Annotated in this window: 26 protein-coding genes; 24 read left to right on the plus strand and 2 right to left on the minus strand. The window is 67.1% G+C overall.

Annotation, left to right across the window (positions count from 1 at the left end; all coding sequences use genetic code 11):
* Nucleotides 1-557 precede the first annotated feature (557 nt).
* Genes WS57_RS23165 through WS57_RS23180 form a run of 4 tightly spaced genes read left to right on the plus strand, consistent with a single transcriptional unit; the run spans nt 558 to nt 3,627 of the window.
* Nucleotides 558-1,562, plus strand: a complete 1,005-nt coding sequence (locus tag WS57_RS23165) for an RluA family pseudouridine synthase (protein ID WP_040126942.1) — start codon at nt 558-560, stop codon at nt 1,560-1,562.
* A 5-nt stretch (nt 1,563-1,567) separates the two neighbouring features.
* Nucleotides 1,568-2,227: an HAD-IA family hydrolase gene (locus WS57_RS23170; RefSeq protein ID WP_040126943.1), complete on the plus strand. Its 660-nt coding sequence runs from the start codon at nt 1,568-1,570 to the stop codon at nt 2,225-2,227.
* On the plus strand, nt 2,224-2,622 hold the full coding sequence (locus WS57_RS23175; RefSeq protein WP_040126944.1) for a Rieske (2Fe-2S) protein: 399 nt from the start codon (nt 2,224-2,226) through the stop codon (nt 2,620-2,622). Before WS57_RS23170 ends, WS57_RS23175 begins: the two co-directional genes overlap by 4 nt.
* Before the next feature lie 12 nt (nt 2,623-2,634).
* Nucleotides 2,635-3,627 carry a S49 family peptidase gene (locus WS57_RS23180; protein WP_040126945.1) on the plus strand — a complete coding sequence of 331 codons (993 nt, stop codon included), beginning with the start codon at nt 2,635-2,637 and terminating at the stop codon, nt 3,625-3,627.
* Nucleotides 3,628-3,712: 85 nt separating this feature from the next.
* Here WS57_RS23180 and WS57_RS23185 read toward each other — a convergent pair whose 3' ends face one another.
* Entirely contained in the window at nt 3,713-4,435 is a 723-nt protein-coding gene (locus WS57_RS23185) for an SAM-dependent methyltransferase (protein WP_040126946.1), read from the minus strand.
* Nucleotides 4,432-5,061 carry a Maf-like protein gene (locus WS57_RS23190; RefSeq protein WP_069244897.1) on the minus strand — a complete coding sequence of 210 codons (630 nt, stop codon included), beginning with the start codon at nt 5,059-5,061 and terminating at the stop codon, nt 4,432-4,434. Before WS57_RS23190 ends, WS57_RS23185 begins: the two co-directional genes overlap by 4 nt.
* A 194-nt stretch (nt 5,062-5,255) precedes the next feature.
* On the opposite strand from WS57_RS23190, the gene WS57_RS23195 reads away from it, so the two are divergent.
* The 20 genes from WS57_RS23195 to pdxJ all read left to right on the plus strand — a co-directional run bounded on the left by WS57_RS23195 (nt 5,256) and on the right by pdxJ (nt 23,536).
* The gene (locus WS57_RS23195; RefSeq protein ID WP_009692232.1) at nt 5,256-5,891 is read left to right on the plus strand and encodes a DUF177 domain-containing protein; all 636 of its coding nucleotides are present in this window, start codon (nt 5,256-5,258) and stop codon (nt 5,889-5,891) included.
* Nucleotides 5,892-5,989: 98 nt separating this feature from the next.
* A complete protein-coding gene (gene rpmF, locus WS57_RS23200; RefSeq protein WP_006051932.1) occupies nt 5,990-6,169 on the plus strand; it encodes a 50S ribosomal protein L32 in 180 nt (59 codons plus the stop codon).
* Nucleotides 6,170-6,298: 129 nt separating this feature from the next.
* Nucleotides 6,299-7,405, plus strand: a complete 1,107-nt coding sequence (gene plsX / locus WS57_RS23205; RefSeq protein WP_059481549.1) for a phosphate acyltransferase PlsX — start codon at nt 6,299-6,301, stop codon at nt 7,403-7,405.
* Nucleotides 7,406-8,395, plus strand: a complete 990-nt coding sequence (locus tag WS57_RS23210; protein ID WP_040126949.1) for a beta-ketoacyl-ACP synthase III — start codon at nt 7,406-7,408, stop codon at nt 8,393-8,395.
* A gap of 83 nt (nt 8,396-8,478) precedes the next feature.
* The gene (gene fabD / locus WS57_RS23215; protein WP_009692229.1) at nt 8,479-9,411 is read left to right on the plus strand and encodes an ACP S-malonyltransferase; all 933 of its coding nucleotides are present in this window, start codon (nt 8,479-8,481) and stop codon (nt 9,409-9,411) included.
* Nucleotides 9,412-9,447: 36 nt separating this feature from the next.
* Nucleotides 9,448-10,197: a 3-oxoacyl-ACP reductase FabG gene (fabG, locus tag WS57_RS23220; RefSeq protein ID WP_009692228.1), complete on the plus strand. Its 750-nt coding sequence runs from the start codon at nt 9,448-9,450 to the stop codon at nt 10,195-10,197.
* 144 nt (nt 10,198-10,341) lie between these two features.
* Entirely contained in the window at nt 10,342-10,581 is a 240-nt protein-coding gene (acpP, locus tag WS57_RS23225; RefSeq protein ID WP_004197638.1) for an acyl carrier protein, read from the plus strand.
* Nucleotides 10,582-10,741: 160 nt separating this feature from the next.
* On the plus strand, nt 10,742-11,974 hold the full coding sequence (gene fabF / locus WS57_RS23230; RefSeq protein WP_009692227.1) for a beta-ketoacyl-ACP synthase II: 1,233 nt from the start codon (nt 10,742-10,744) through the stop codon (nt 11,972-11,974).
* Nucleotides 11,975-11,986: 12 nt separating this feature from the next.
* Entirely contained in the window at nt 11,987-12,451 is a 465-nt protein-coding gene (locus tag WS57_RS23235; protein WP_059515437.1) for a hypothetical protein, read from the plus strand.
* Nucleotides 12,452-12,542: 91 nt separating this feature from the next.
* A complete protein-coding gene (rpoE, locus tag WS57_RS23240; protein WP_009687541.1) occupies nt 12,543-13,142 on the plus strand; it encodes an RNA polymerase sigma factor RpoE in 600 nt (199 codons plus the stop codon).
* A gap of 88 nt (nt 13,143-13,230) precedes the next feature.
* Nucleotides 13,231-13,851 carry a sigma-E factor negative regulatory protein gene (locus tag WS57_RS23245; RefSeq protein ID WP_059515479.1) on the plus strand — a complete coding sequence of 207 codons (621 nt, stop codon included), beginning with the start codon at nt 13,231-13,233 and terminating at the stop codon, nt 13,849-13,851.
* Nucleotides 13,852-13,856: 5 nt separating this feature from the next.
* A complete protein-coding gene (locus WS57_RS23250) occupies nt 13,857-14,909 on the plus strand; it encodes a MucB/RseB C-terminal domain-containing protein (RefSeq protein ID WP_040126952.1) in 1,053 nt (350 codons plus the stop codon).
* A gap of 16 nt (nt 14,910-14,925) precedes the next feature.
* A complete protein-coding gene (locus WS57_RS23255) occupies nt 14,926-16,410 on the plus strand; it encodes a DegQ family serine endoprotease (protein WP_040126953.1) in 1,485 nt (494 codons plus the stop codon).
* Nucleotides 16,411-16,417: 7 nt separating this feature from the next.
* Nucleotides 16,418-16,654 (plus strand): glutaredoxin family protein, encoded by a 237-nt coding sequence (locus WS57_RS23260; protein WP_009688825.1) that lies wholly within the window; start codon nt 16,418-16,420, stop codon nt 16,652-16,654.
* A gap of 206 nt (nt 16,655-16,860) precedes the next feature.
* Nucleotides 16,861-18,654, plus strand: a complete 1,794-nt coding sequence (gene lepA, locus WS57_RS23265; RefSeq protein WP_009687349.1) for a translation elongation factor 4 — start codon at nt 16,861-16,863, stop codon at nt 18,652-18,654.
* Between the two features lie 16 nt (nt 18,655-18,670).
* Complete coding sequence (lepB, locus tag WS57_RS23270) at nt 18,671-19,567, plus strand: signal peptidase I (RefSeq protein WP_009687350.1); 897 nt, start codon at nt 18,671-18,673, stop codon at nt 19,565-19,567.
* A 153-nt stretch (nt 19,568-19,720) separates the two neighbouring features.
* Nucleotides 19,721-20,977 carry a ribonuclease III gene (gene rnc / locus WS57_RS23275; protein WP_059605547.1) on the plus strand — a complete coding sequence of 419 codons (1,257 nt, stop codon included), beginning with the start codon at nt 19,721-19,723 and terminating at the stop codon, nt 20,975-20,977.
* Between the two features lie 60 nt (nt 20,978-21,037).
* Complete coding sequence (gene era, locus WS57_RS23280) at nt 21,038-21,937, plus strand: GTPase Era (RefSeq protein WP_009691663.1); 900 nt, start codon at nt 21,038-21,040, stop codon at nt 21,935-21,937.
* The gene (gene recO / locus WS57_RS23285) at nt 21,924-22,763 is read left to right on the plus strand and encodes a DNA repair protein RecO (protein WP_009691662.1); all 840 of its coding nucleotides are present in this window, start codon (nt 21,924-21,926) and stop codon (nt 22,761-22,763) included. The genes era and recO overlap by 14 nt, the downstream gene beginning before the upstream one ends.
* Nucleotides 22,760-23,536 carry a pyridoxine 5'-phosphate synthase gene (pdxJ, locus tag WS57_RS23290; RefSeq protein WP_059605550.1) on the plus strand — a complete coding sequence of 259 codons (777 nt, stop codon included), beginning with the start codon at nt 22,760-22,762 and terminating at the stop codon, nt 23,534-23,536. Before recO ends, pdxJ begins: the two co-directional genes overlap by 4 nt.
* The last annotated feature ends 49 nt before the right edge of the window (nt 23,537-23,585 follow it).

A 23,585-nucleotide genomic window follows, 5' to 3' on the forward strand; every position in this document is an offset into this window, starting at 1 on the left:
GCGGCCAAAGGGCACCTGCGAACACGGCTTCAAAGCACGGCGTCCACACACCGCACGCTGCGAAAGCGCGCTAAGCCTGAGACCGGCATTGCCACGGGCGCGCGCAATGCGTCGCGCGCGCCGACGGGCGGCAGATGCTGCGGCTTGGGCCGCAGCGGGGAGTATCGAATCCAGCCCGACTTTCCCGCCTGGGGTGTACTTCCTTGGTTTGACGTCGCCAAGCCCCGCACGCTTCGCGGGGCCAAATCGGGCGCAACGCCGTAATTTTCGCAAACGGCAGCCTGCTCGGACGCACTTCGCGCCGTCGGGCTGCCAATCAAATTCTTTTCAACCAACTTTCCGTTACCGCGGCGCCTTGCCGACCGAATCCGCCTGTGGGCGCGATCCTTGCCGACGGGCGGCGCCGTGCGTGCAACTTGCTGCTCTCTTTGATAAGGGGCGAGCAGCAGACCCCCGGCGCAAGTAAAATGACGGTTTGCGCTTGCGCCTTGCCCGGTTGGGTCGGGGTCGGCCTTCAGGCCGCCCGCAACGTCAGGCTGGGCAAAATTATATTCAGTATGAATGAGTTAGGCAAAATATCCCAGAATTCGGTCGCAAGCGGCCAGGTATCGATGATCGAGATCGACGAAAGTGCGGCCGGTCAGCGTATCGACAATTTCCTGTTGCGCGTCTGTAAAGGCGTGCCGAAAAGCCATATCTACCGGATCCTGCGCAGCGGCGAAGTGCGCGTGAACAAGGGCCGGGTCGACGCGCAGTACCGGCTCGCGTTCGGTGATCTGGTGCGCGTGCCGCCGGTGCGGGTGGCGGCAGCCGATCTGGCGCGCGCCGACGCGCCCGTCGTGCCGCCCGCGCATTTCGACGTGCTGTACGAAGACGACGCGATGCTCGTGATCGACAAGCCGGCCGGCGTCGCCGTGCACGGCGGCAGCGGCGTCGCGTTCGGCGTGATCGAGCAGCTCCGGCAGGCGCGCCCGCGCGCGAAATTCCTCGAACTCGTGCACCGGCTCGACCGCGAGACCTCCGGCGTGCTGATGCTCGCGAAAAAGCGCTCGGCGCTGGTCGGCCTGCACGAGCAGATCCGCGAAAACCGGATGGACAAGCGCTATTACGCGTGCGGGCACGGCGAATGGCAGCCGGACTGGGGCCGCCGCCGCGCGGTGAAGGCGCCGCTGTTCAAGTACACGACTCCCGAAGGCGAGCGGCGCGTGCGTGTGCAGGACGACGGGCTCGCCTCGCATACGGTGTTCAACCTGGTCGAGCGCTGGCCCGACTATGCGCTCGTCGAAGCGGAACTCAAAACGGGTCGGACCCATCAGATTCGCGTACACCTCGCGCATCTCGGCCTGCCGATCGCCGGCGACGCCAAGTACGGCGATTTCGCGCTGAACAAGGCGCTGGCCCGCGCGAACGCGCAACCGTCGCTCAAGCGCATGTTCCTGCATGCGCACCGGCTGCGGCTCGCCCATCCGCTGACCGGCGAGCCGCTGCAGTTCGATGCGCCGTTGCCGGACGAGTGCCGGCGTTTTCTTGACCAACTCAGCGCTTTGCGCGATACCGCCTGAACCGCATGGCCCGACAGCAATTTGATCTGATCGTCTTCGACTGGGACGGCACGCTGATGGATTCGACTGCGCATATCGCGTACAGCATCCAGGCCGCGTGCCGCGATCTCGGTCTGCCCAGGCCGTCCGACGAATCGGCCCGCTACGTGATCGGCCTCGGCCTGCGCGATGCGCTGCAGATCACGGCTCCGACCCTCGATCCGTCCGACTACCCGCGGCTCGCCGAGCGCTACCGCTATCACTATCTGCTGGACGATCAGCGCATCGAGCTGTTCGCCGGCGTGCGCGAACTGCTCGCCGAATTGCGCGACACCGGTTATCTGCTCGCGGTCGCGACCGGCAAGGGGCGCGTCGGCCTGAACCGCGTGCTCGACCAGTCGAAGCTGACGAGCCTGTTCGACGCCACGCGCTGCGCGGACGAGACCTTCTCGAAGCCGCATCCGGCGATGCTGCAGGAATTGTCCCGCGAACTGGGGCAGGATCTGAAGCGGACCGTGATGATCGGCGACACGACGCACGACCTGCAGATGGCCGCGAGCGCCGGGGCGGCCGGCATCGGCGTCGCGTACGGCGCGCACACCGCTGACGCGCTGGCCGCGCTGACGCCGCGCTTCGTCGCGCCGGACGTCAACGCGCTGGCCGAATGGCTGCGGGAGCACGCATGAGCGCGGTGCCCGACGCGGATGCGGTGCGCGTGTGCGCGTCCGATGCGCTGGTCGACGGCGGCGCCGGCGTGCGGGTCGACGCGACGCTGCGCGGCGAGCAGGCCGTCGTGTTCTTCGTCCGCTACGACGGCCGCGCATACGGCTACCTGAACCGCTGCGCGCACGTGCCGATGGAGCTGGACTGGGCCGAAGGGCAGTTCTTCGAGTCGTCGGGGCTCTACCTGATGTGCGCGACGCACGGCGCGATCTACGAGCCGAACACCGGCAGGTGCGTCGGCGGCCCGTGCCGCGGCGGCCGTCTGCGGCCGGTCGAGGTCGACGAGCGCGACACGCCCGACGGGCGTGCGGTATTCTGGCTGCCCGACGCCGACCTGCGTCCCGCCACGAACGACTGATCACGACTGCGCATGGCCGACCAACCGAATTTCCCCGATTCCTCTTCCCGTCCCGACAGCCGCGAGCCGAACTGGGAGCGCGCGGTGCTCGAACGCGTCGCGCTGGCCGCCGTCAAGGAGCAGCGTGCGGCGCGGCGCTGGAAGATCTTCTTCCGCTTCGCGTTCCTGGCCGTATTGGTGCTGCTCGCGTTTGCGCTGATCGATTTCTCGAGCGACGCGAAGTTCTCGTCGAGCGGGCGCCACACGGCGCTCGTGACGATCGACGGTGAAATCGCGGCGGGCACCAACGCGAACGCCGACGACATCAATACCGCGCTCGACGCCGCATTCGACGACGACGGCACGGCCGGCGTCGTGCTGCGGATCAACAGCCCGGGCGGCAGCCCGGTGCAGGCCGGCATGGTGTACGACGAGATCAGGCGGCTGCGCGCCAAGTATCCGGACAAGCCGCTGTATGTCGTGGTGACCGACATGTGCGCCTCGGGCGGCTATTACATCGCGTCCGCGGCCGACAAGATCTTCGTGGACAAGGCGAGCATCGTCGGCTCGATCGGCGTGCTGATGGACGGCTTCGGCTTCACGGGCCTGATGGACAAGCTCGGCGTCCAGCGCCGGCTGCACACGTCGGGCGAAAACAAGGGCTTCTACGACCCGTTCTCGCCGGAGACGCCGAAGATGGATGCGCACGCGCAGGAACTGCTCGACCAGGTCCACGCGCAGTTCATCAAGGCGGTGAAGGACGGCCGCGGCAAGCGGCTGCACGAAACGCCGGACATGTTCTCGGGCCTGTTCTGGACCGGCGAGAAGAGCGTCGAGCTGGGCCTGGCCGACGGCTACGGCACGACCGACACGGTCGCGCGCGACGTGCTGAAGGCGCCGGACCTCGTCGACTATACGGTGAAGGAAAGCCTGACCAATCGCGTCGCGCGCAAGTTCGGCGCAGCGGTCGGCGGGGCGGCGATGAAGGCGCTGACGGCGACCGGCGCGTCGATCCATCTGCGTTGAACGGCCGAGCGGCCGCGAGCCGCTGGCTGAACGCCGGCGCCGCGGCAAACGGGCGCGCAACCCGCGCCGCAAGCCGGCGCCGCCGTCAATTCGCGAGCAGCAGGAAGATCGCGGGGCGCTTGTGCAGATTCGGCGCAGGCGCCTTTTTCCATTCTGCGGCCGTGCGGCTCGCGATCGTCTCGGTCGCCAGCGTCAGGTCGGCCGCGACGCAGATCTGCGTCGACGGCGCGCAGGTCGCGACGAGCGTGTCGAGCATTGCCTGGTTCCGGTACGGCGTCTCGATGAAGATCTGCGTCTGGCGTGCCTTGCGCGACAGCTGCTCCAGCTCGCGCAGGCGCTTCGCGCGCGCGGCGGCGTCGACCGGCAGGTAGCCGTTGAACGCGAAGCTCTGGCCGTTCAGACCCGACGCCATCAGCGCCAGCAGGATCGAGCTCGGCCCGACGAGCGGCACGACCTTCACGCCGCGCTCGTGCGCGCGGCGCACCAGCAGCGCACCGGGATCGGCGACGGCCGGGCAGCCGGCCTCCGACACCAGCCCCGCATCCGCGCCGGCCAGCACCGGCGCGAGCAGCCGGTCGATCTCGCCGGCCGGCGTGTTCACGTTCAGCTCGCGGATCTCGATTTCCTGGATCGGCCGCGTCGTGCCGATCTTCTTCAGGAACGCGCGGGTCGTCTTCGCATTCTCGCCGATGTAGTAGCCGAGCGTGCCGGCGCGCGCCTGCACGGCTGCCGGCAGCACGGCGGCGAGCATCGCGTCGTCGCCTTCGCCGAGCGTGTTCGGGACGAGGTACAGCGTGCCGGCGGTCATGCGCGTGCTCCCGGGGCGGCAAACAGCGGATAGCCCGCGGCGCGCAGCATCCGCGTGAGCGCGATCAGCGGCAGGCCGACCAGCGCGGTCGGGTCGTTCGAGTCGATCGCGTCGAGCAGCGCGATGCCGAGCCCTTCGGACTTCGCGCTGCCGGCGACGTCGTACGGGGTTTCCGCGCGCAGGTAGGCGTCGAGTTCGGCTTCGGGCAGCGTGCGAAAGCGCACGCGCGTGACGACGTCCTCGGTCTGCGCTTCGCCGGTGCGGCTGTCGTACAGGCAGAGCGCGCTGTGGAATTCGACCTCGCGGCCCTGCATCGACACGAGCTGCGCGAGCGCGCGTTCGTGCGTGCCGGGCTTGCCGATCTGCAGCCCGTCGAAGGTCGCGACCTGGTCCGACCCGATCACGAGCACGCCGTCCGGCGCGTCGACCGTCGCGGCGACGGCGCGCGCCTTCGCGCCGGCCAGGCGCAGCGCGGTCGCGGCGGGCGTTTCGCCGTCGAGCGGGGTTTCGTCGAGGTCGGGCGACACGACGTCGAACGGTACGGCGAGGCGCTCGAGCAGCGCGCGGCGGTAGCGGGAACTGGAGGCGAGAATCAGCCGCGGCGGGCGGCAAACGGTATCCGGCATGGTCGGTTGGATCGGTGAGTCGTCGGGGCTTGCGCGGGGTTGCGCGGACGCAAGCTTAAGTGATTGACTGAAAAAGGTAAAACAGGTATGCTTTCCCGCTTTTCATCGGCAGGCTCTGTTGAAGCGCCTGTCGAGTCTTCGGAAGTATGCGGCGCCAGGCCGGATCCGGATGTCACCCTGAAGCAGGAGCGCACATGAACACTTCTTCTGGCAAACCTGCGGCATCGCTCGATCCGCACGCGGTCGACCTGTTCGAGTTTGCTCGCAGCGGGCGGCAGGCCGCCGGCGCGGTGCACCTTTCGCAACTGCCGCGCATGTTGAACGAAGTGCCGGCGGACGCGCCCGATCGCGACACGGTCTTCACCTGGCAGGCGGAAGGGTTCACCCAGAAGGAGCTGCAGGACGACGGCACCGAAGGGCAGCAGCCGTATCTGCGCCTCGCGCTGCACGGCCACGCATGGCTCACGTGCCAGCGCTGCATGGCCCCGTACGATCAGGCGTTCGACGTCGACATGGTGTACCGGATCGTTGCGACCGAAGAAGAAGCCGAGGAATTTCCGCTCGACGACGATGAAGCCGATGTGATCGTGGGCTCGCGCCAGTTCGATCTCGTCGACTTGATCGAGGAGGAGTTGCTGCTTTCGCTGCCGCTCGTGCCCAAGCACGAGGTTTGCCCGGCGGTTCACGAAAGCCTCGTGTCGGGTGCGAGCGGTCCCACGGAGGAGGCGGATGAAGAATCCGGCGAAACCGGGGACGAAGGCAAACGGCCGAATCCGTTCGCAGCGCTGGAAGCGTTGAAGAAGGACGGGGACGGCAGCAAGAAACACTAAGCAGTTGTGGCGCGGGAAGGCGTAAGGGCCGTGGGGCCAGGGTAGTCAAGCGCCGGATCGGGCTGTGTTAGAATCCGGAAAATTTTTAGGAGTTAGTCATGGCAGTCCAGCAAAACAAGAAGTCGCCGTCGAAGCGCGGCATGCACCGTTCGCACGATTTCCTGACGGCAGCGCCGCTGGCAGTCGAGCCGAGCACGGGTGAAGTGCACCTGCGTCACCACGTCAGCCCGAACGGCTACTACCGCGGCAAGAAAGTCGTCAAGACGAAGAACGACTAAGCGTCAAGTCACGCGTTGCGCGCTACGATGCTCGTTCGCGTGACAAGTGGTTCGCTTGACACTTTCCTGGCGCAACAAAAAGGCGGCATTCAACTGCCGCTTTTTTGTGCCTGAAATTCGTCGCATTCCATGACAGTAAAGCTCACAATCGATTGCATGGGAGGCGACCACGGCCCGTCCGTGACCGTTCCCGCGGCAGTCAAGTTCGTTCGTGCGCATCCCGATGCGCACCTGATGCTCGTCGGCATCGAAGGCGCGATTCGCGCCCAGCTCAAGAAGCTGAAAGCCCTCGACGATCCCGCGCTGACCATCGTGCCCGCCACCGAAGTCGTGGCGATGGACGATCCTGTCGAAGTCGCGCTGCGCAAGAAGAAGGATTCTTCGATGCGCGTCGCGCTGAACCACGTGAAGGACGGCGCGGCCCAGGCCTGCATCTCCGCCGGCAATACCGGCGCGCTGATGGCCGTTTCCCGTTACGTACTCAAGACGCTGCCCGGCATCGAGCGGCCCGCGATCGCGTTCGCGCTGCCGAACCCGACCGGCTACACGATGATGCTGGACCTCGGCGCGAACGTCGACTGCGAGCCGCAGCATCTGCTGCAGTTCGCGGAGATGGGGCATGCGCTCGTGGCCGCGCTCGAAGGCAAGGAGCGGCCGACGATCGGTCTGCTCAACATCGGCGAAGAGGTCATCAAGGGCAACGAGACGATCAAGCGCGCCGGCGAGCTGCTGCGCGCGAGTACGCTGAATTTCCGCGGCAACGTCGAAGGCAACGACATCTACAAGGGCACGGTCGACGTGATCGTCTGCGACGGCTTCGTCGGCAACGTCGCGCTGAAGACGTCGGAAGGGCTCGCGCAGATGCTGTCCGACATCATCCGCGAGGAGTTCGGCCGCTCGCTGCTGTCGAAGCTGATGGCGCTGCTCGCGCTGCCGGTCCTGATGCGTTTCAAGAAGCGCGTCGACCACCGCCAGTACAATGGCGCGGCGCTGCTGGGGCTCAGGAGCCTCGTGATCAAGAGCCACGGTTCCGCCGATGCCTACGCGTTTGAGTGGGCAATCAAACGCGGGTATGATGCCGTCAAAAACGGCGTGCTGGAGCGCCTCGCGCGCGCGATGGCGGACAATTCGGCGTCGCTCGGCGACGGCGAGCCCGACCCGGGCAGCGCGGGCCAGACGAGCCCGGCCGCAGGCCACCACGCCGAACCTTCCGCTGCGCAATCCTCTAAAGCATAAATGGCCCAATCGACTCTCTATTCCCGCGTGCTCGGCACGGGCAGCTACCTGCCGCCCGACCGTGTCACGAACCAGCAGCTCACCGATCGTCTCGCGCAGGAAGGCATCGAGACGAGCGATGAATGGATCGTCGCGCGCACCGGCATCCACGCGCGCCATTTCGCCGCACCGGACGTCACGACGAGCGATCTGGCGCTCGAGGCATCGCGTCGCGCGATCGAGGCTGCCGGCATCGATCCGCAGTCGATCGACCTGATCATCGTCGCGACTTCGACCCCCGATTTCGTGTTCCCGAGCACCGCATGCCTGCTGCAGAACAAGCTCGGCATCAAGAACGGCGGCGCGGCATTCGACGTGCAGGCCGTGTGCTCGGGTTTTGCGTATGCGATGGCGACGGCCGACAGCTTCATCCGCAGCGGCCAGCACCGCACGGCGCTCGTGATCGGCGCCGAGACGTTCTCCCGGATTCTCGACTTCAAGGACCGCACGACCTGCGTGCTGTTCGGCGACGGCGCGGGCGCGGTGATCCTGTCCGCATCGGAAGAGCCGGGCGTGCTCGGCAGCGCGCTGCACGCGGACGGCAGCTATTCGCACATCCTGTGCACGCCGGGCAACGTGAACCGCGGCGTGATCGACGGCAGCGCCTTCCTGCACATGGATGGGCAGGCCGTGTTCAAGCTCGCGGTCAACGTGCTCGAGAAAGTCGCGATCGAGGCGCTCGCGAAGGCGAATCTCGCGCCCGAGCAGATCGACTGGCTGATCCCGCACCAGGCCAACATCCGCATCATGACCAGCACCTGCCGCAAGCTCGGCCTGCCGCAGGAGCGCATGGTCGTGACGGTCGGCGAGCACGGCAACACATCGGCTGCGTCGATCCCGCTCGCACTCGACGCCGCGGTGCGCGACGGCCGCATCCAGCGCGGCCAGCACGTGCTGATCGAAGGCGTCGGCGGCGGCTTTACCTGGGGCGCATCGGTCTTCCGCTACTGATCCGCCGCGCGCGCGTCGCGCGCGCATTCCCACGCGGCGCGCCGTTCGCGCGCGCCGTTCGAACCGATTCAATTGGGGACGATATGAAATTTGCATTCGTTTTTCCGGGGCAGGGCTCGCAGTCGGTCGGCATGCTCAACGCATTCGCCGATCTGGCCGTGGTGCGCGAGACGCTCCAGGAAGCGTCCGATGCGCTCAACCAGGACCTCGGCAAGCTGATCGCCGAAGGTCCGGCCGAAGAACTGAATCTCACCACCAACACCCAGCCCGTGATGCTGACGGCCGCGTATGCGTGCTACCGCGCGTGGCAGCAGGCGGGCGGCCCGGCGCCGTCGATCGTCGCGGGCCACAGCCTCGGCGAATACACGGCGCTCGTCGCCGCGGGCGCGATCGCGTTCCGCGACGCGGTGCCGCTCGTGCGGTTCCGCGCGCAGGCGATGCAGACGGCCGTGCCGGTCGGCCAGGGCGGCATGGCCGCGATCCTCGGCCTCGACGACGACACGGTGCGCGCGGTCTGCGCGGAAGCGTCGAGCGAAGGCGTCGTGGAGGCGGTCAACTTCAACGCGCCGGCGCAGGTCGTGATCGCGGGCGCGAAGGCGGCCGTCGAGAAGGCCTGCGAAGTCGCGAAGGCGAAGGGCGCGAAGCGCGCGCTGCCGCTGCCGGTGTCGGCGCCGTTCCATTCGTCGCTGCTGAAGCCGGCGTCGGATCAGCTGCGCGACTATCTCGCCAGCGTCGACGTGAAGGCGCCGCAGATTCCGGTGGTCAACAATATCGACGTCGCGGTGGTCGCCGATCCGGCCGCGATCAAGGATGCGCTGGTGCGCCAGGCCGCAGGTCCGGTGCGCTGGGTCGAATGCGTGCAGCACATCGCGGGCACGGGCGTCACGCACGTGATCGAGTGCGGCCCGGGCAAGGTGCTCGCCGGCCTGACGAAGCGCATCGACGGCAACCTGACGGGCGCGTCGGTGTTCGACCCGGCGTCGCTCGACGAAGCGCTCAAGCTGGCGACCGCGTAACGCGGCGCCGTTCCACCAGAGACGGATATTCGATTCATGGAAAAGACTCTCGATAAACAGGTTGCGATCGTGACCGGCGCATCGCGCGGCATCGGCCGGGCGATCGCGCTCGAACTGGCGCGCGCGGGCGCGACGGTGATCGGCACGGCGACGAGCGAGTCGGGCGCAGCCGCGATCACCGCGGCGTTCGCGGAAGCGGGCGTGACGGGCCGCGGCGCGGTGCTGAACGTCAACGACGCGGCGGCGGCCGAAGCGCTGATCGACGCGACCGTGAAGGAGTTCGGCGCGCTGCACGTGCTCGTCAACAACGCCGGCATCACGCAGGACCAACTCGCGATGCGGATGAAGGACGAGGACTGGGACGCGGTGATCGACACCAACCTGAAGTCGGTGTTCCGCCTGTCGCGCGCGGTGCTGCGCCCGATGATGAAGGCGCGCGGCGGCCGCATCATCAACATCACGTCGGTGGTCGGCTCGGCCGGCAACCCGGGCCAGGCGAACTACGCGGCCGCGAAGGCCGGCGTCGCGGGCATGACGCGCGCGCTCGCACGCGAGATCGGCAGCCGCGGCATCACCGTGAACTGCGTCGCGCCGGGCTTCATCGACACCGACATGACGAAGACGCTGCCGGAAGAACAGCAGGCCGCGCTCAAGACCCAGATTCCGCTCGGCCGCCTCGGCAGCCCGGAGGACATCGCCCATGCCGTCGCGTTCCTCGCATCGCCGCAGGCCGGTTACATTACCGGCACGACGCTGCACGTGAACGGCGGCATGTACATGTCGTAAGGATTTTCGTTTACCATCCGCGCCGTGCCCCGTTTTTCAGGCGGGTCGGCGCTTGATCGACCATCAGGCCAACGCGCGTTTTGCCTTCAGCAAACCTGATAAAATGCGCGCACTTGTAAAACTGAACTTTCCCTCGGAGGGGTAATGGACAACATCGAACAACGTGTCAAGAAGATCGTCGCCGAACAACTGGGCGTCGCGGAAGCCGAGATCAAGAACGAAGCTTCGTTCGTGAACGACCTGGGCGCCGACTCGCTCGACACCGTCGAACTGGTGATGGCTCTCGAAGACGAGTTCGGCATGGAAATTCCGGACGAGGAAGCGGAGAAGATCACGACGGTTCAGCAAGCGATCGACTACGCTCGCGCGAACGTCAAGGCGTAAGCGCAGCGCGCTTGTCCGCCACGTCGCCGCGATTTTCGCGTTTGACGCGCCATCCTGCCGGCATTCGCGCCGGACGGGCTAACAGCCACAGGGCTCGCAGGGCTGATTCCTGTGGCCACTGTGGCTTTTGTTTTTGTCATCCAATGGAAAAGAGGTTACCGTGAGCCGCCGTCGTGTTGTCGTTACAGGCCTGGGGCTGATTTCGCCTGTTGGCAATAATGTTGCCGACGGCTGGGCCAATCTCGTCGCCGGCAAGTCCGGTATCGCCACCGTCACCAAGTTCGATGCGTCGAACCTCGCCTGCCATTTCGCGGGCGAAGTGAAGGGTTTCAGCGCCGAGGAGTACATCCCGGCGAAGGAAGCCCGCAACATGGATACGTTCATCCATTACGGCATCGCGGCCGGCGTCCAGGCGCTGAAGGACAGCGGGCTGGAAGTGACCGAAGCCAATGCGGAGCGCATCGGCGTGCTGGTCGGCTCGGGCATCGGCGGCCTGCCGATGATCGAGGACACGCACCAGACCTACGTCGATCGCGGCGCGCGCCGCATTTCGCCGTTCTTCGTGCCGGGTTCGATCATCAACATGATCTCGGGCCACCTGAGCATCATGTTCGGCCTGAAGGGCCCGAACCTCGGCGCCGTGACGGCGTGCACGACCGGCCTGCACAGCATCGGCCTCGCGGCGCGCCTGATCCAGGCCGGCGACGCCGACGTGATGGTCGCGGGCGGCGCCGAATCGACGGTGTCGCCGCTCGGCATCGGTGGTTTCGCCGCGGCTCGCGCGCTGTCGACCCGCAACGACGATCCGGCCACCGCGTCCCGTCCGTGGGACAAGGACCGCGACGGCTTCGTGCTGGGCGAAGGCTCCGGCGTGATGGTGCTCGAAGAGTACGAAGCGGCGAAGGCGCGCGGCGCGAAGATCTACGCGGAAGTCGCGGGCTTCGGCATGACCGGCGACGCGTACCACATGACCGCGCCGAACATGGACGGCCCGCGCCGCTGCATGGTCGCGGCGCTGCGCGACGCCGGCGTGAACCCGGACGAGGTCCAGTACCTGAACGCGCACGGCACGTCGACGCCGCTGGGCGACAAGAACGAGTCCGACGCGGTGAAGGCGGCCTTCGGCGAGCATGCGTACAAGATGGTCGTGAACTCGACGAAGTCGATGACGGGTCACCTGCTGGGTGGCGCGGGCGGCCTCGAGTCGGTGTTCTCGGTGCTGGCGCTGCACAACAACGTGTCGCCGCCGACCATCAACATCTTCAACCAGGACCCGGAGTGCGATCTCGATTACTGCGCGAACACCGCGCGTGACATGAAGATCGACGTCGCCGTGAAGAACAACTTCGGCTTCGGCGGGACCAACGGCACGCTGGTGTTCAAGCGCGTCTGACGCCGCAATCGCTTGACGAGTCCATTCGATGCTCCGGCCGGGCGCCCGCAGTGCTTTGCATTGCGGGCCTCGGCCGTGTCGTATCTCGTGCTGGCCGTGTTCGTCGCGGCCGCTGCCGTGTCGGTGCACCTGTTCTGCGCGCCGCGCGCGGGGGCGCTGACTGGCGCGTGCGTCGCGGCCGCGACGGCTGCGCTGCTCGCGATGGGTGCGGCCCGCGCGTGCGCGCGGCGGCTGCCGGCCGAGTTGCGGATCGATGCGTTCGGGGAAGTCGCGGCGTTTGGCCGCACCGGGCGGCTGCTTGCCCGGGGCCGCGTGACGGGCCATGCGCACTGGAGCAGCCTGCTGCTCGTGCTGACGGTCGGGCAGGGCGCCCGGCGGGCGCGGCCGCTGCTGATTCCGGCCGATGCGCTCGACGCCGCGTCGTTCAGCGCGCTCGCGGTGCTCGCGCGAACCGCGGGCCGGGCCGGGCGCGCATGACGGCGCGGCTGTTACGGGTCGTAATCAGCGGCCGGCGCGGGAACGCTACAATAGCGCTCCGCGTTGCATCCCTAGTTAACGGATTTGTCAGGTGAGTGAAAAAGAAATCGATCAGGCTCTGGTCGAGCGCGTACAGAAGGGCGACAAGGCGGCGTTCGAACTCCTGGTCTCCAAATACCACCGCAAGATCATCCGGCTGATCTCGCGCCTCGTGCGGGATCCCGCCGAGGTCGAGGATGTGGCCCAGGACGCGTTCATCAAGGCGTATCGTGCGCTGCCGCAATTTCGCGGCGAGTCCGCGTTCTACACGTGGTTGTACCGGATTGCCGTCAATACGGCGAAGAACTACCTTGCGACGCAGGGTCGCCGGGCGCCGACCTCCACCGAGGCCGATGCCGAGGAAGCGGAAACTTTCTCCGACGCAGACCAACTAAGGGATATCAACACGCCTGAGTCGATGTTGATGAGCAAGCAGATTGCCGAGACGGTCAACACTGCAATGGCCGCCTTGCCCGAGGAATTGCGCCAGGCGATCACGCTGCGCGAGATCGAAGGGCTGAGCTACGAGGAAATCGCGGAAATGATGGGCTGTCCGATCGGGACGGTCCGGTCGCGAATTTTCCGGGCGCGCGAGGCAATCGCTGCGAAATTGCGTCCGCTGCTCGATACGCCTGAAGGCAAGCGCTGGTAAGCGCGACGCCGGGCGAACGACGCGGGTCGGGGTCTAGTTACGGATAGAGTCGTGAAGTCACGACGGGGTGTGCAAGATGGGGAGCATCATGGGGTCGGTCAATACGCAGTCGCAAGCGTGCTCGCGCGGCGAGCGCCTTTCCGCTCTGGTCGACGGCGAAATGTTCGACGGCCCGGATCACGGGCAGTTTCTGGCTGAGCTCGACCGCGCGGATCGCGCTGCGTGGGCCCATTACCACCTGATCGGCGATGCGCTGCGCTCGGACGAGCTCGCGCTGTCGCCCGCGTTGAGCGCGACGTTCACGGCGCGCATGTCGGCGGCGCTCGAAGCCGAGCCGCACCTGCTCGCGCCGGCCGCGCGCAAGCCGGCCGCCCGGACGCTGCTGTCGCTGCGCCGGCGCGTCGTGCCGGCGTTCGCAGTGGCTGCGGCGGCGGCCACGCTGACCTGGATCGTCGTCCCGCAGATGCAGACGGCCGGTGCGCCGGGCGCGGTGCAGGTCGCATCGGTCGGCGCGCCGCAAAACGGCAGCCTGCAGCGCGTGACGGTTGCGCAGGCATCGGCCCAGCCGGGCCTGCAGGACGTCAACATCATCCGCGACGCGAGCCTCGACCAATATCTTGAAGCGCACCAGCAATTCGCGCAGCAGCCCGTCGTCACGGGTTCGATGCCGCTGATCCGCGCAGCCGTGACCACCACGCCAGGCCAATAAACCCGATGCGGACATTGCAGTTGAATCACGCCATCTCCGGATGGAAGCGGCTGCCGGCCCTCCTGCTTTGCGCAGCCGCCCTGTTGTCCGTTCAATCCCTTCCTGCCAGCGCCCAGCAACCGGACGATCCCGTCGCGACCCGCAAGGGCGCCGCGGACTGGCTCGACCGCATCCAGCAGGCCGCGCAGCAGCAGAACTACGAAGGGACGTTCGTTTACCAGCGCGGCGGGTACGTGCAGTCGTCGCGCATCGCGCACGTCGCGTCCCGCGACGGCGAGTTCGAGCGGATCGAGACGCTCGACGGCAAGCCGCGCAAGGTGCTGCGGCATAACGACGAGCTGTATACGTTCGTGCCGGAGCGCAAGCTGTGCGTGGTCGAGCGCCGCCAGACCCGCGATTCGTTCCCCGCGCTGCTCGGCGCGAGCGGCGAGCACGTGATGTCGGTCTACGACGCGAAGCTGCTCGGCAAGGATCGCGTGGCCGGCATCGACGCGCAGGTCGTCGAACTCGTGCCGAAAGACGCTTACCGCTTTACCTACAAGCTGTGGGCCGACGCCCGCACCGGGCTGCTGCTGCGCTCGCAGACGCTCGACGCGGACGATCACGTGCTCGAGCAGATCGCGTTCTCGCAGCTGCAGACGGGCGGCGCGACCGGCGACCGGAACGCGATCGCGGCCGGCATGCGCAATCTCGCCGGCTGGACGGTGGTGCGGCCGCCGGTGGCGACGGTCGACATGGAAGCGCAGGGCTGGCAGCTCGCGCCGGGCGTCGCCGGCTTCCAGAAGATTCGCGAGGTGCGCCGGCCGATGGCCGCGCGCGACCCGGGCGATCCGCCGATCGCAGTCGACCAGGCCGTGTTCACCGACGGCCTCGCGACGATCTCCGTGTTCGTCGAACCGGCCGAAAAGAATACGCGCAAGGAAGGCGCGGGTAGTACCGGCGCAACGCACGTGCTCGTGAAGCGCCGCGGCGACTACTGGATCACCGTGCTCGGCGAAGTGCCGCCGGCCACGTTGCAGCAGTTCGCGTCTGCCATAGAATACAAGGCTTCCAAGTAACGCTACGGCTTCCGACATGATGAAACCCACGCTGCGCAACTGGTTTGCGGCGGCGGCGCTGTCTGCCTGCCTGCCGCTCGCGTCGCATCCCGCCGCGGCGGCCCCCACTGCGGCCGCCGCTGCCAGCCTGCCCGATTTCGCCGACCTCGTCGAAAAGGTCGGGCCGGCTGTCGTGAACATCCGCACCACCGCCAACGTGCCGACCGCCGGCCCGCGCGGCGGCTTGCCGCCGGGTTTCGACAACGGCGACATGTCGGAATTCTTCCGGCGCTTCTTCGGCATTCCGCTGCCGCAGGCGCCCGGCAATAATCCGAAAAACGCGCCCGCACCCGACAATCCGCCCGACATCGAGCAGAATCGCGGCGTCGGCTCGGGCTTCATCGTATCGGCCGACGGCTACGTGATGACCAATGCGCACGTCGTCGACGATGCGGACACCATCTACGTGACGCTCACCGACAAGCGCGAATTCAAGGCGAAGCTGATCGGCGTCGACGACCGCACGGACGTCGCCGTCGTGAAGATCCAGGCGTCGAACCTGCCGGTCGTCGCGATCGGCGATTCGAACAAGGTGCGCGTGGGCGAATGGGTCGTCGCGATCGGTTCGCCGTTCGGCCTCGACAATACGGTCACGGCCGGCATCGTCAGCTCCAAGAGCCGCAACACCGGCGACTACCTGCCGTTCATCCAGACCGACGTCGCGGTGAACCCCGGCAACTCGGGCGGCCCGCTCATCAACATGCAGGGCGAGGTGATCGGCATCAACTCGCAGATCTACAGCCGCACCGGCGGCTTCATGGGCATCTCGTTCGCGATCCCGATCGACGAGGCGATGCGCGTGGCCGACCAGCTGAAGGCGACCGGCAAGGTCACGCGCGGCCGGATCGCGGTTGCGATCGGCGAGGTGACGAAGGACGTCGCCGACTCGATCGGGCTGCCGAAGGCCGAAGGCGCGCTGGTCAGCAGCGTCGAGCCGGGCGGCCCGGCCGACAAGGCGGGCATCCAGCCGGGCGACATCATCCTGAAGTTCAACGGGCGCTCGGTCGATGCCGCATCGGACCTGCCGCGCATGGTCGGCGACACCAAGCCCGGCACGAAGGCGACCGTCACGGTCTGGCGCAAGGGCCAGTCGCGCGACGTGCCGATCGTGATCGCCGAAACGCCGTCCGATACGACCGCGAAGGCCGACCAGCGCAAGAGCACGCCGCAGAAGCCGCGCCAGAGCAACGCGCTCGGCCTGACGGTCAGCGACCTGTCGGCCGACCAGCTGAAGACGCTGAAGCTGAAGAACGGCGTGCAGGTCGACGGCGTCGACGGCCCGGCGTCGCGGGCGGGCCTGCAGCGCGGCGACATCGTGCTGCGGGTCGGCGACACCGACATCACGAGCGCGAAGCAGTTCGCCGACGTGACCTCGCAGCTCGATCCGCAGAAGCCCGTCGCGGTGCTCGTGCGGCGCGGCGACAACACGCAGTACGTGCCCGTGCGGCCGCGGCAGAAGTAACGCGCCGATGTTTACGCTCTACGGCCGCGGCTGGTGCCACCTGTGCGACGACATGCGCGACGCGCTGGCGCCGCTGGCGGCCGAGTTCGGCGTTGCGGTCGACCATGTCGACATCGATGCCGATCCGGCGCTCGTCGCCCGCTACGACGAGGACGTGCCGGTGCTGCTGCTGGACGGGGTGGAGGTGTGCCGCCACCGGTTCGACGACGCGAAGGTGCGGGCCGCGCTGGCGCTCCGGCGCTGATTTCGGCGCGGGCGGCGGCAGGCAGGGCGGCGCACAGCGCCTGCGCCGTGCGCCGGCGGCCGGGCGTCCGTGGCGGCCGCTCGGCGCGGCCGTCCGAAATACCGCCCGGCAAAGGCCTTTTCGGCTAAAATAAGCCGTTTTTTCACCGACTTACAAGGCGTGCTCCGCAGTCGTCGAGCGCGCCTTTTTCGCTTGATCGGCACTGAATGGATCATATTCGCAATTTCTCGATCATCGCGCACATCGACCATGGCAAGTCGACGCTCGCGGATCGCATCATCCAGGTCTGCGGCGGGCTCGCCGACCGTGAAATGGAAGCGCAGGTGCTCGACTCGATGGACATCGAGCGCGAGCGCGGCATCACGATCAAGGCGCAGACGGCCGCATTGTCGTATCGCGCACGCGACGGCAAGGTCTACAACCTGAACCTGATCGATACGCCGGGGCACGTCGACTTCTCGTACGAGGTCAGCCGCTCGCTGTCCGCATGCGAAGGCGCGCTGCTCGTCGTCGATGCGAGCCAGGGCGTCGAGGCGCAGACGGTCGCGAACTGCTACACGGCGATCGAGCTCGGCGTCGAGGTCGTGCCGGTGCTGAACAAGATCGACCTGCCGGCCGCGAACCCCGAGAACGCGATCGAGGAGATCGAGGACGTGATCGGCATCGACGCGACCGATGCGACGCGCTGCAGCGCGAAGACGGGCCTCGGCGTCGAGGACGTGCTCGAAGCGCTGATCGCGAAGGTGCCGCCGCCGAAGGGCGACCCCGACGCGCCGCTGCAGGCGCTGATCATCGACTCGTGGTTCGACAACTACGTCGGCGTCGTGATGCTGGTGCGCATCGTCAACGGCACGCTGCGTCCGAAGGACAAGATCAAGCTGATGGCGACCGGCGCGCAGTACCCGGTCGAGCACATCGGCGTGTTCACGCCGAAGTCGCGCAATCTCGAATCGCTGTCGGCGGGGCAGGTGGGCTTCATCATCGCCGGCATCAAGGAGCTGACGGCCGCGAAGGTCGGCGATACCGTCACGCACGCGACCAAGGCCGCCGTCGAGCCGCTGCCGGGCTTCAAGGAAGTGAAGCCGCAGGTGTTCGCGGGCCTGTATCCGGTCGAGGCGAACCAGTACGACGCGCTGCGCGAATCGCTCGAGAAGCTGAAGCTCAACGACGCATCGCTGCAGTACGAGCCCGAAGTGTCGCAGGCGCTCGGCTTCGGCTTCCGCTGCGGCTTCCTCGGCCTGCTGCACATGGAAATCGTGCAGGAGCGGCTCGAGCGCGAGTTCGACATGGATCTGATCACGACCGCGCCGACGGTCGTCTACGAGGTCGTGCAAAGCGACGGCTCGACGATCATGGTCGAGAACCCGGCGAAGATGCCGGAGCCGGCGCGCATCGCCGAGATCCGCGAGCCGATCGTCACCGTGAACCTGTACATGCCGCAGGACTACGTCGGCTCGGTGATCACGCTGTGCGAACAGAAGCGCGGCTCGCAGATCAACATGCAGTATCACGGCCGCCAGGTGCAGCTCACGTACGAGATCCCGATGGCCGAGATCGTGCTCGACTTCTTCGATCGCCTGAAGTCGGTGTCGCGCGGCTATGCGTCGATGGACTACGAGTTCAAGGAATACCGCACGTCGGATGTCGTGAAGGTCGACATGCTGATCAACGGCGACAAGGTCGACGCGCTGTCGATCATCGTGCACCGTTCGCAGTCGCAGTATCGCGGCCGCGAAGTGGCCGCGAAAATGCGCGAGATCATTCCGCGCCAGATGTACGACGTGGCGATCCAGGCCGCGATCGGCGCGCACATCGTCGCGCGCGAGAACATCAAGGCGCTGCGCAAGAACGTGCTCGCGAAGTGCTACGGCGGCGACATCACGCGCAAGAAGAAACTGCTCGAGAAGCAGAAGGAAGGCAAGAAACGCATGAAGCAGGTGGGTTCGGTCGAGATCCCGCAGGAGGCGTTCCTCGCGATCTTGCGCGTCGAAGACAAATAACAGGACTGATCCTTTTATGAATTTTGCGCTGATTCTTTTTGTGCTCGTCGTCGTGACGGGCGTGGCGTGGGTGCTGGACAAACTGGTGTTCCTGCCGAAGCGACGCAAGGCAGCCGACGCGGCGATCGAGGAGTTCGACCGCCAGCAGTCGCGCATCGACAAGCGTTTCGCGGATGAAAACGCGGTGCAGACGCGCTCGAAGCTGCGCGACGAGAAACTGCGCCAGCCGTGGTGGCTCGAGTACACGGCGAGCTTCTTCCCGGTGATTCTCGCGGTGTTCGTCGTGCGCTCGTTCGTCGTCGAGCCGTTCAAGATTCCGTCGGGCTCGATGGTGCCGACGCTGCTCGTCGGCGACTTCATCCTCGTCAACAAGTTCGAGTACGGGCTGCGCATGCCGATCACGAACACGAAGATCACGCAGGGCAGCCCGCTGTCGCGCGGCGACGTCGTCGTGTTCCGCTATCCGAAGGACGAGTCGGTCGACTACATCAAGCGCGTGATCGGCCTGCCGGGCGACACCGTCGCCTACCAGGACAAGCAGCTCACGATCAACGGCCAGCCGGTGCCCGAAACGCCGCTGCCCGACTACTTCGACGACGAGCGCCAGAACTACGCGAAGCAGTTCGAGGAAACGATCGACGGCAACCGGAAGAACGCGATCCTGAACAACCCCGCAGTGCCGCCGTTCGTGATGGGCGCGTACGATTATCCGTATCGCGACAATTGCACGTACAACAGCCGCGGCGTGATCTGCAAGGTGCCGCCGGGCCACTACTTCATGATGGGCGACAACCGCGACAACAGCGCGGACAGCCGCTACTGGGGTTTCGTGCCGGACCAGAACATCGTCGGCCGCGCGTTCTTCATCTGGATGAACTTCGGCGACCTGAAGCGCATCGGTTCCTTCCACTGAGCGCCTTCGATGCACACGCAATACGCGGCGCACGGGCCGCGCCGCGTATTGTCGAACTACTTTAAGAACCGGCGGTAACACCGCTTCGTCACGCCTTTTCGGGTCCGGCTGCGCCGTTTCGGCGCGACCGGCGCCCGCGTTATACTCCTGCACATGCCCCTATCCCAGTTGGAAAGCCGGCTGCGCTACGAATTTCGCAATGCGGAATTGTTGCGCCAGGCTTTGACCCATCGTAGTCACAGTGCCACGCACAACGAGCGGCTCGAGTTTCTCGGCGATTCCGTTCTGAATTGCGCGGTGGCCGCGCTTTTGTTCCAGCGTTTCAGCAAACTGGACGAAGGCGACCTGTCGCGCGTACGCGCCAATCTCGTCAAACAGCAGTCGCTGTACGAAATTGCTCAGGCCCTGAATATTTCGGAGGGCCTGCGGCTCGGCGAGGGCGAACTGCGCAGCGGCGGCTTCCGCCGCCCGTCGATCCTCGCGGACGCGTTCGAAGCCATCATCGGGGCCGTATTCCTCGATGGCGGCTTCGAAGCCGCCCAAGGGGTCATCAAGCGGCTCTATATCCCGATCCTCGACCACATCGACCCGCGCACGCTCGGCAAGGACGCGAAGACGCTGCTGCAGGAGTACCTGCAGGGGCACAAGATCGCGCTGCCGACCTATACGGTCGTGGCGACCCATGGTGCGGCGCACAATCAGCAGTTCGAGGTCGAATGCACGGTGCCGAAGCTCGACGTGAAGGTGTCGGGTTCCGGCGCAAGCCGGCGTGCGGCCGAGCAGGCCGCCGCGAAGAAGGCGCTCGACGAGGTGATGGCGGCCGCGCCGATGCTGGCGGCCAAGCCGAAGCGCTCGAAGAATGCGCGCGCGGCGAAGCATGCGGAGCCGGAAATCGTGCCGGGCGTGAAGGGCGTGCAGGAGGCGCTCGACCTGCGCTCGCCGGAGCGCAAGGAACGCGCGGCGGCGCGCGAGGCCAAGGCGGCGCAGGCGGCCCAGGCCGCGGCCGGCAGTGCGGCGGAGCCGGTCGACCGGGCGGCCCAGCCACCGCTGGCCGCGATTCGCGCGGCGCACGTCGAAACGACGGCCGACAAGGCCGAGCGGGCGGCGAAACCGGCGGCCGACAAGCCGGCGGCTGCCGACAAGTCAGCGACTGACAAGCCGGCGACTGACAAGCCGGCCGATCGCGGCGACGCTGCGCCACGTACGACCGACAAGTCGTCGGGACACGCGGCCGATCCGGCGGCTTCGTCCGCCGACGCGGGCGCGCGCAGCACCGACAAGTCCGCCGCCGATTCCGCTTCGCGCGCGGCGCCGCGCGTGCTCGATGTCGCCGCCGCCGGCCCCGATACGTCGCCGGGTGCGGCCAGTGTCGTGGGCGCGCGGGCGCGCGCCGCCGATGCCGACCACTGAATCGCCCATCGATCGTGCCGCGCGCCGCGCGGCCGGTTCCGAACCTGTCTCCCAATCGATATGAACGCTCCCGCTCCTACTGGTTTCCGCTGCGGCATGATCGCGATCGTGGGCCGTCCGAACGTCGGCAAGTCGACGCTGATGAACGCGCTCGTCGGCCAGAAGATCAGCATCACGTCGCGCAAGGCGCAGACGACCCGTCATCGCATCACCGGCATCAACACGACCGAAGACGCGCAATTCATCTTCGTCGACACGCCGGGCTTCCAGACCCGTCACAGTACCGCGCTGAACCGCTCGCTGAACCGCGCGGTCACGTCGACGCTGACCTCGGTCGACGCGATCCTGTTCGTGATCGAAGCCGGCCGCTTCGGCCCCGACGATCAGAAAGTGCTCGACCTGATCCCGCCCGGCACGCCGACGCTGCTGATCGCGAACAAGCTCGATCGCGTCGGCGACAAGGACACGCTGTTCCCGTTCATGCAGCAGATGAGCACGCTGCGCGAGTTCGCCGAGATCGTGCCGCTGTCGGCCAAGCAGCCGGAGGACATCAAGCGCCTGCTGGAGACGATCAAGCCGTACCTGCCGGAAGGCGAGCCGATCTACGGCGAGGACGACCTGACCGACCGCAGCTCGCGCTTTCTCGCCGCCGAGATCCTGCGCGAGAAGGTGTTCCGCTGGACCGGCGACGAGCTGCCTTACACGAGCACGGTCGTGATCGACAAGTTCGAGGAGGAGGGGCGCCTGAAGCGCATCTTCGCGACGATCCTCGTCGAGCGCGACACGCACAAGGCGATGGTGATCGGCAAGAAGGGCGCGAAGCTCAAGCAGATCAGCACCGAGGCGCGGATGGACATGGAAAAGCTGTTCGACGGCCCCGTGTACCTCGAGACCTTCGTGAAGGTGAAGAGCGGCTGGGCCGACAACGAGGCGGGGCTGCGCGCCTATGGGTACGAATGACGCGCTGACGTCGACCGAAGATGCGGTGAGCGCGGGCGCGAACGACGCGCCGCTGCCCGCACCGCCCGAACCGCCGCGCAAGAAGGCGCGGCGTGCGACGTCCCGCACGTCCGATTTCCGCGTCGCCGAGCAGCCGGCGTTCGTGCTGCACAGCTATCCGTATCGCGAGACGAGCCTGATCATCGACGTGCTGACGCGCGATCACGGCCGGCTCGCGCTCGTCGCGAAGGGCGCGAAGCGCCCGCACTCCGCGCTGCGCGGCGTGCTGCAGACCTTCCAGCCGCTGCTGCTGTCGTGGTCCGGCAAGTCCGAAGTGCGCACGCTGACGGGCGCCGAGTGGGTCGGCGGGATGCTGCCGCTCGGCGGCGACGCGCTGCTGTGCGGTTTCTACGCGAACGAACTGCTCGTGAAATTCTGCGCGCGCGAGGATCCGCAGCCGCCGCTGTTCAATCACTACGTGCTGACGCTCACGCGCCTCGCGCACGGCGAACCGGCGGTGCAGGTGCTGCGCTCGTTCGAACGCGTGCTGCTGCGCGAGACCGGCTATGCGATGGCGCTGAACCGCACGGTCGCGCGCCGCGCGGTCGAGCCCGAGCGCCGCTACGTGTTCGACCCCGAGCGGGGCGTGCGCAATGCGGACGACGACGTGCCGTCGCACTGGCCGGTGATTTCCGGGCAGACGTTGCTCGACATGGAGCAGGACGATTACCATCGAGCCCAGACGGTCGCGCAGAGCAAGACGCTGATGCGCTTCCTGCTGAACACCTATCTCGGCGGTACGCCGCTCGCCACGCGACAGATCCTGATCGACCTGCAAAACCTATGAGCTTCTTCCTGACTACGCCGACCGCCATCGACCTCGGCGTGAACATCGACCACGTCGCGACGCTGCGCAACGCGCGCGGCACGACCTATCCCGATCCGATCCGCGCGGCGCTGGCCGCCGAAGAGGCGGGTGCCGACGCGATCACGCTGCACCTGCGCGAGGACCGCCGCCACATCGTCGACGCGGACGTGCGCAAGCTGCGCCCGCTGCTGAAGACGCGGATGAACCTCGAATGCGCGGTGACGGCCGAGATGCTCGACATCGCATGCGAAGTGCGTCCGCACGACGCGTGCCTCGTGCCGGAGAAGCGCGAGGAGCTGACGACCGAAGGCGGCCTCGACGTCGCGGGCCGCTTCGAGGTCGTGCGCGCCGCATGCCGGCAGCTGGCCGATGCGGGCGTGCGCGTGTCGCTGTTCATCGACCCGGACGAAACGCAGATTCGCGCGGCGCACGAAGCCGGCGCGCCGGTGATCGAGCTGCACACGGGGCGCTACGCCGACGCGCACGACCAAGCCGAACAGCAGCGCGAATACGAGCGCATCGTCGCGGGCGTGCAGGCCGGCGCGCAGCTTGGCCTGAAGGTCAACGCAGGCCACGGGCTGCATTACACGAACGTGCAGCAGATCGCCGCGATCGACGGTATCGTCGAGCTGAACATCGGCCACGCGATCGTCGCGCACGCGATCTTCGCGGGCTGGGACAACGCGGTGCGCGAGATGAAGGCGATCATGGTCGCGGCGCGCGTCGCCGCGCTGCACGGCGGCGCGCGCTGAAGATGAACGCGGCGCTGCGCGCACGGGTTGTCGGCCGTTCGTCGGACGG

Origin of the sequence: Burkholderia pseudomultivorans (genome assembly GCF_001718415.1) — a bacterium.
GTDB classification, from domain to species: Bacteria; Pseudomonadota; Gammaproteobacteria; order Burkholderiales; family Burkholderiaceae; genus Burkholderia; species Burkholderia pseudomultivorans_A.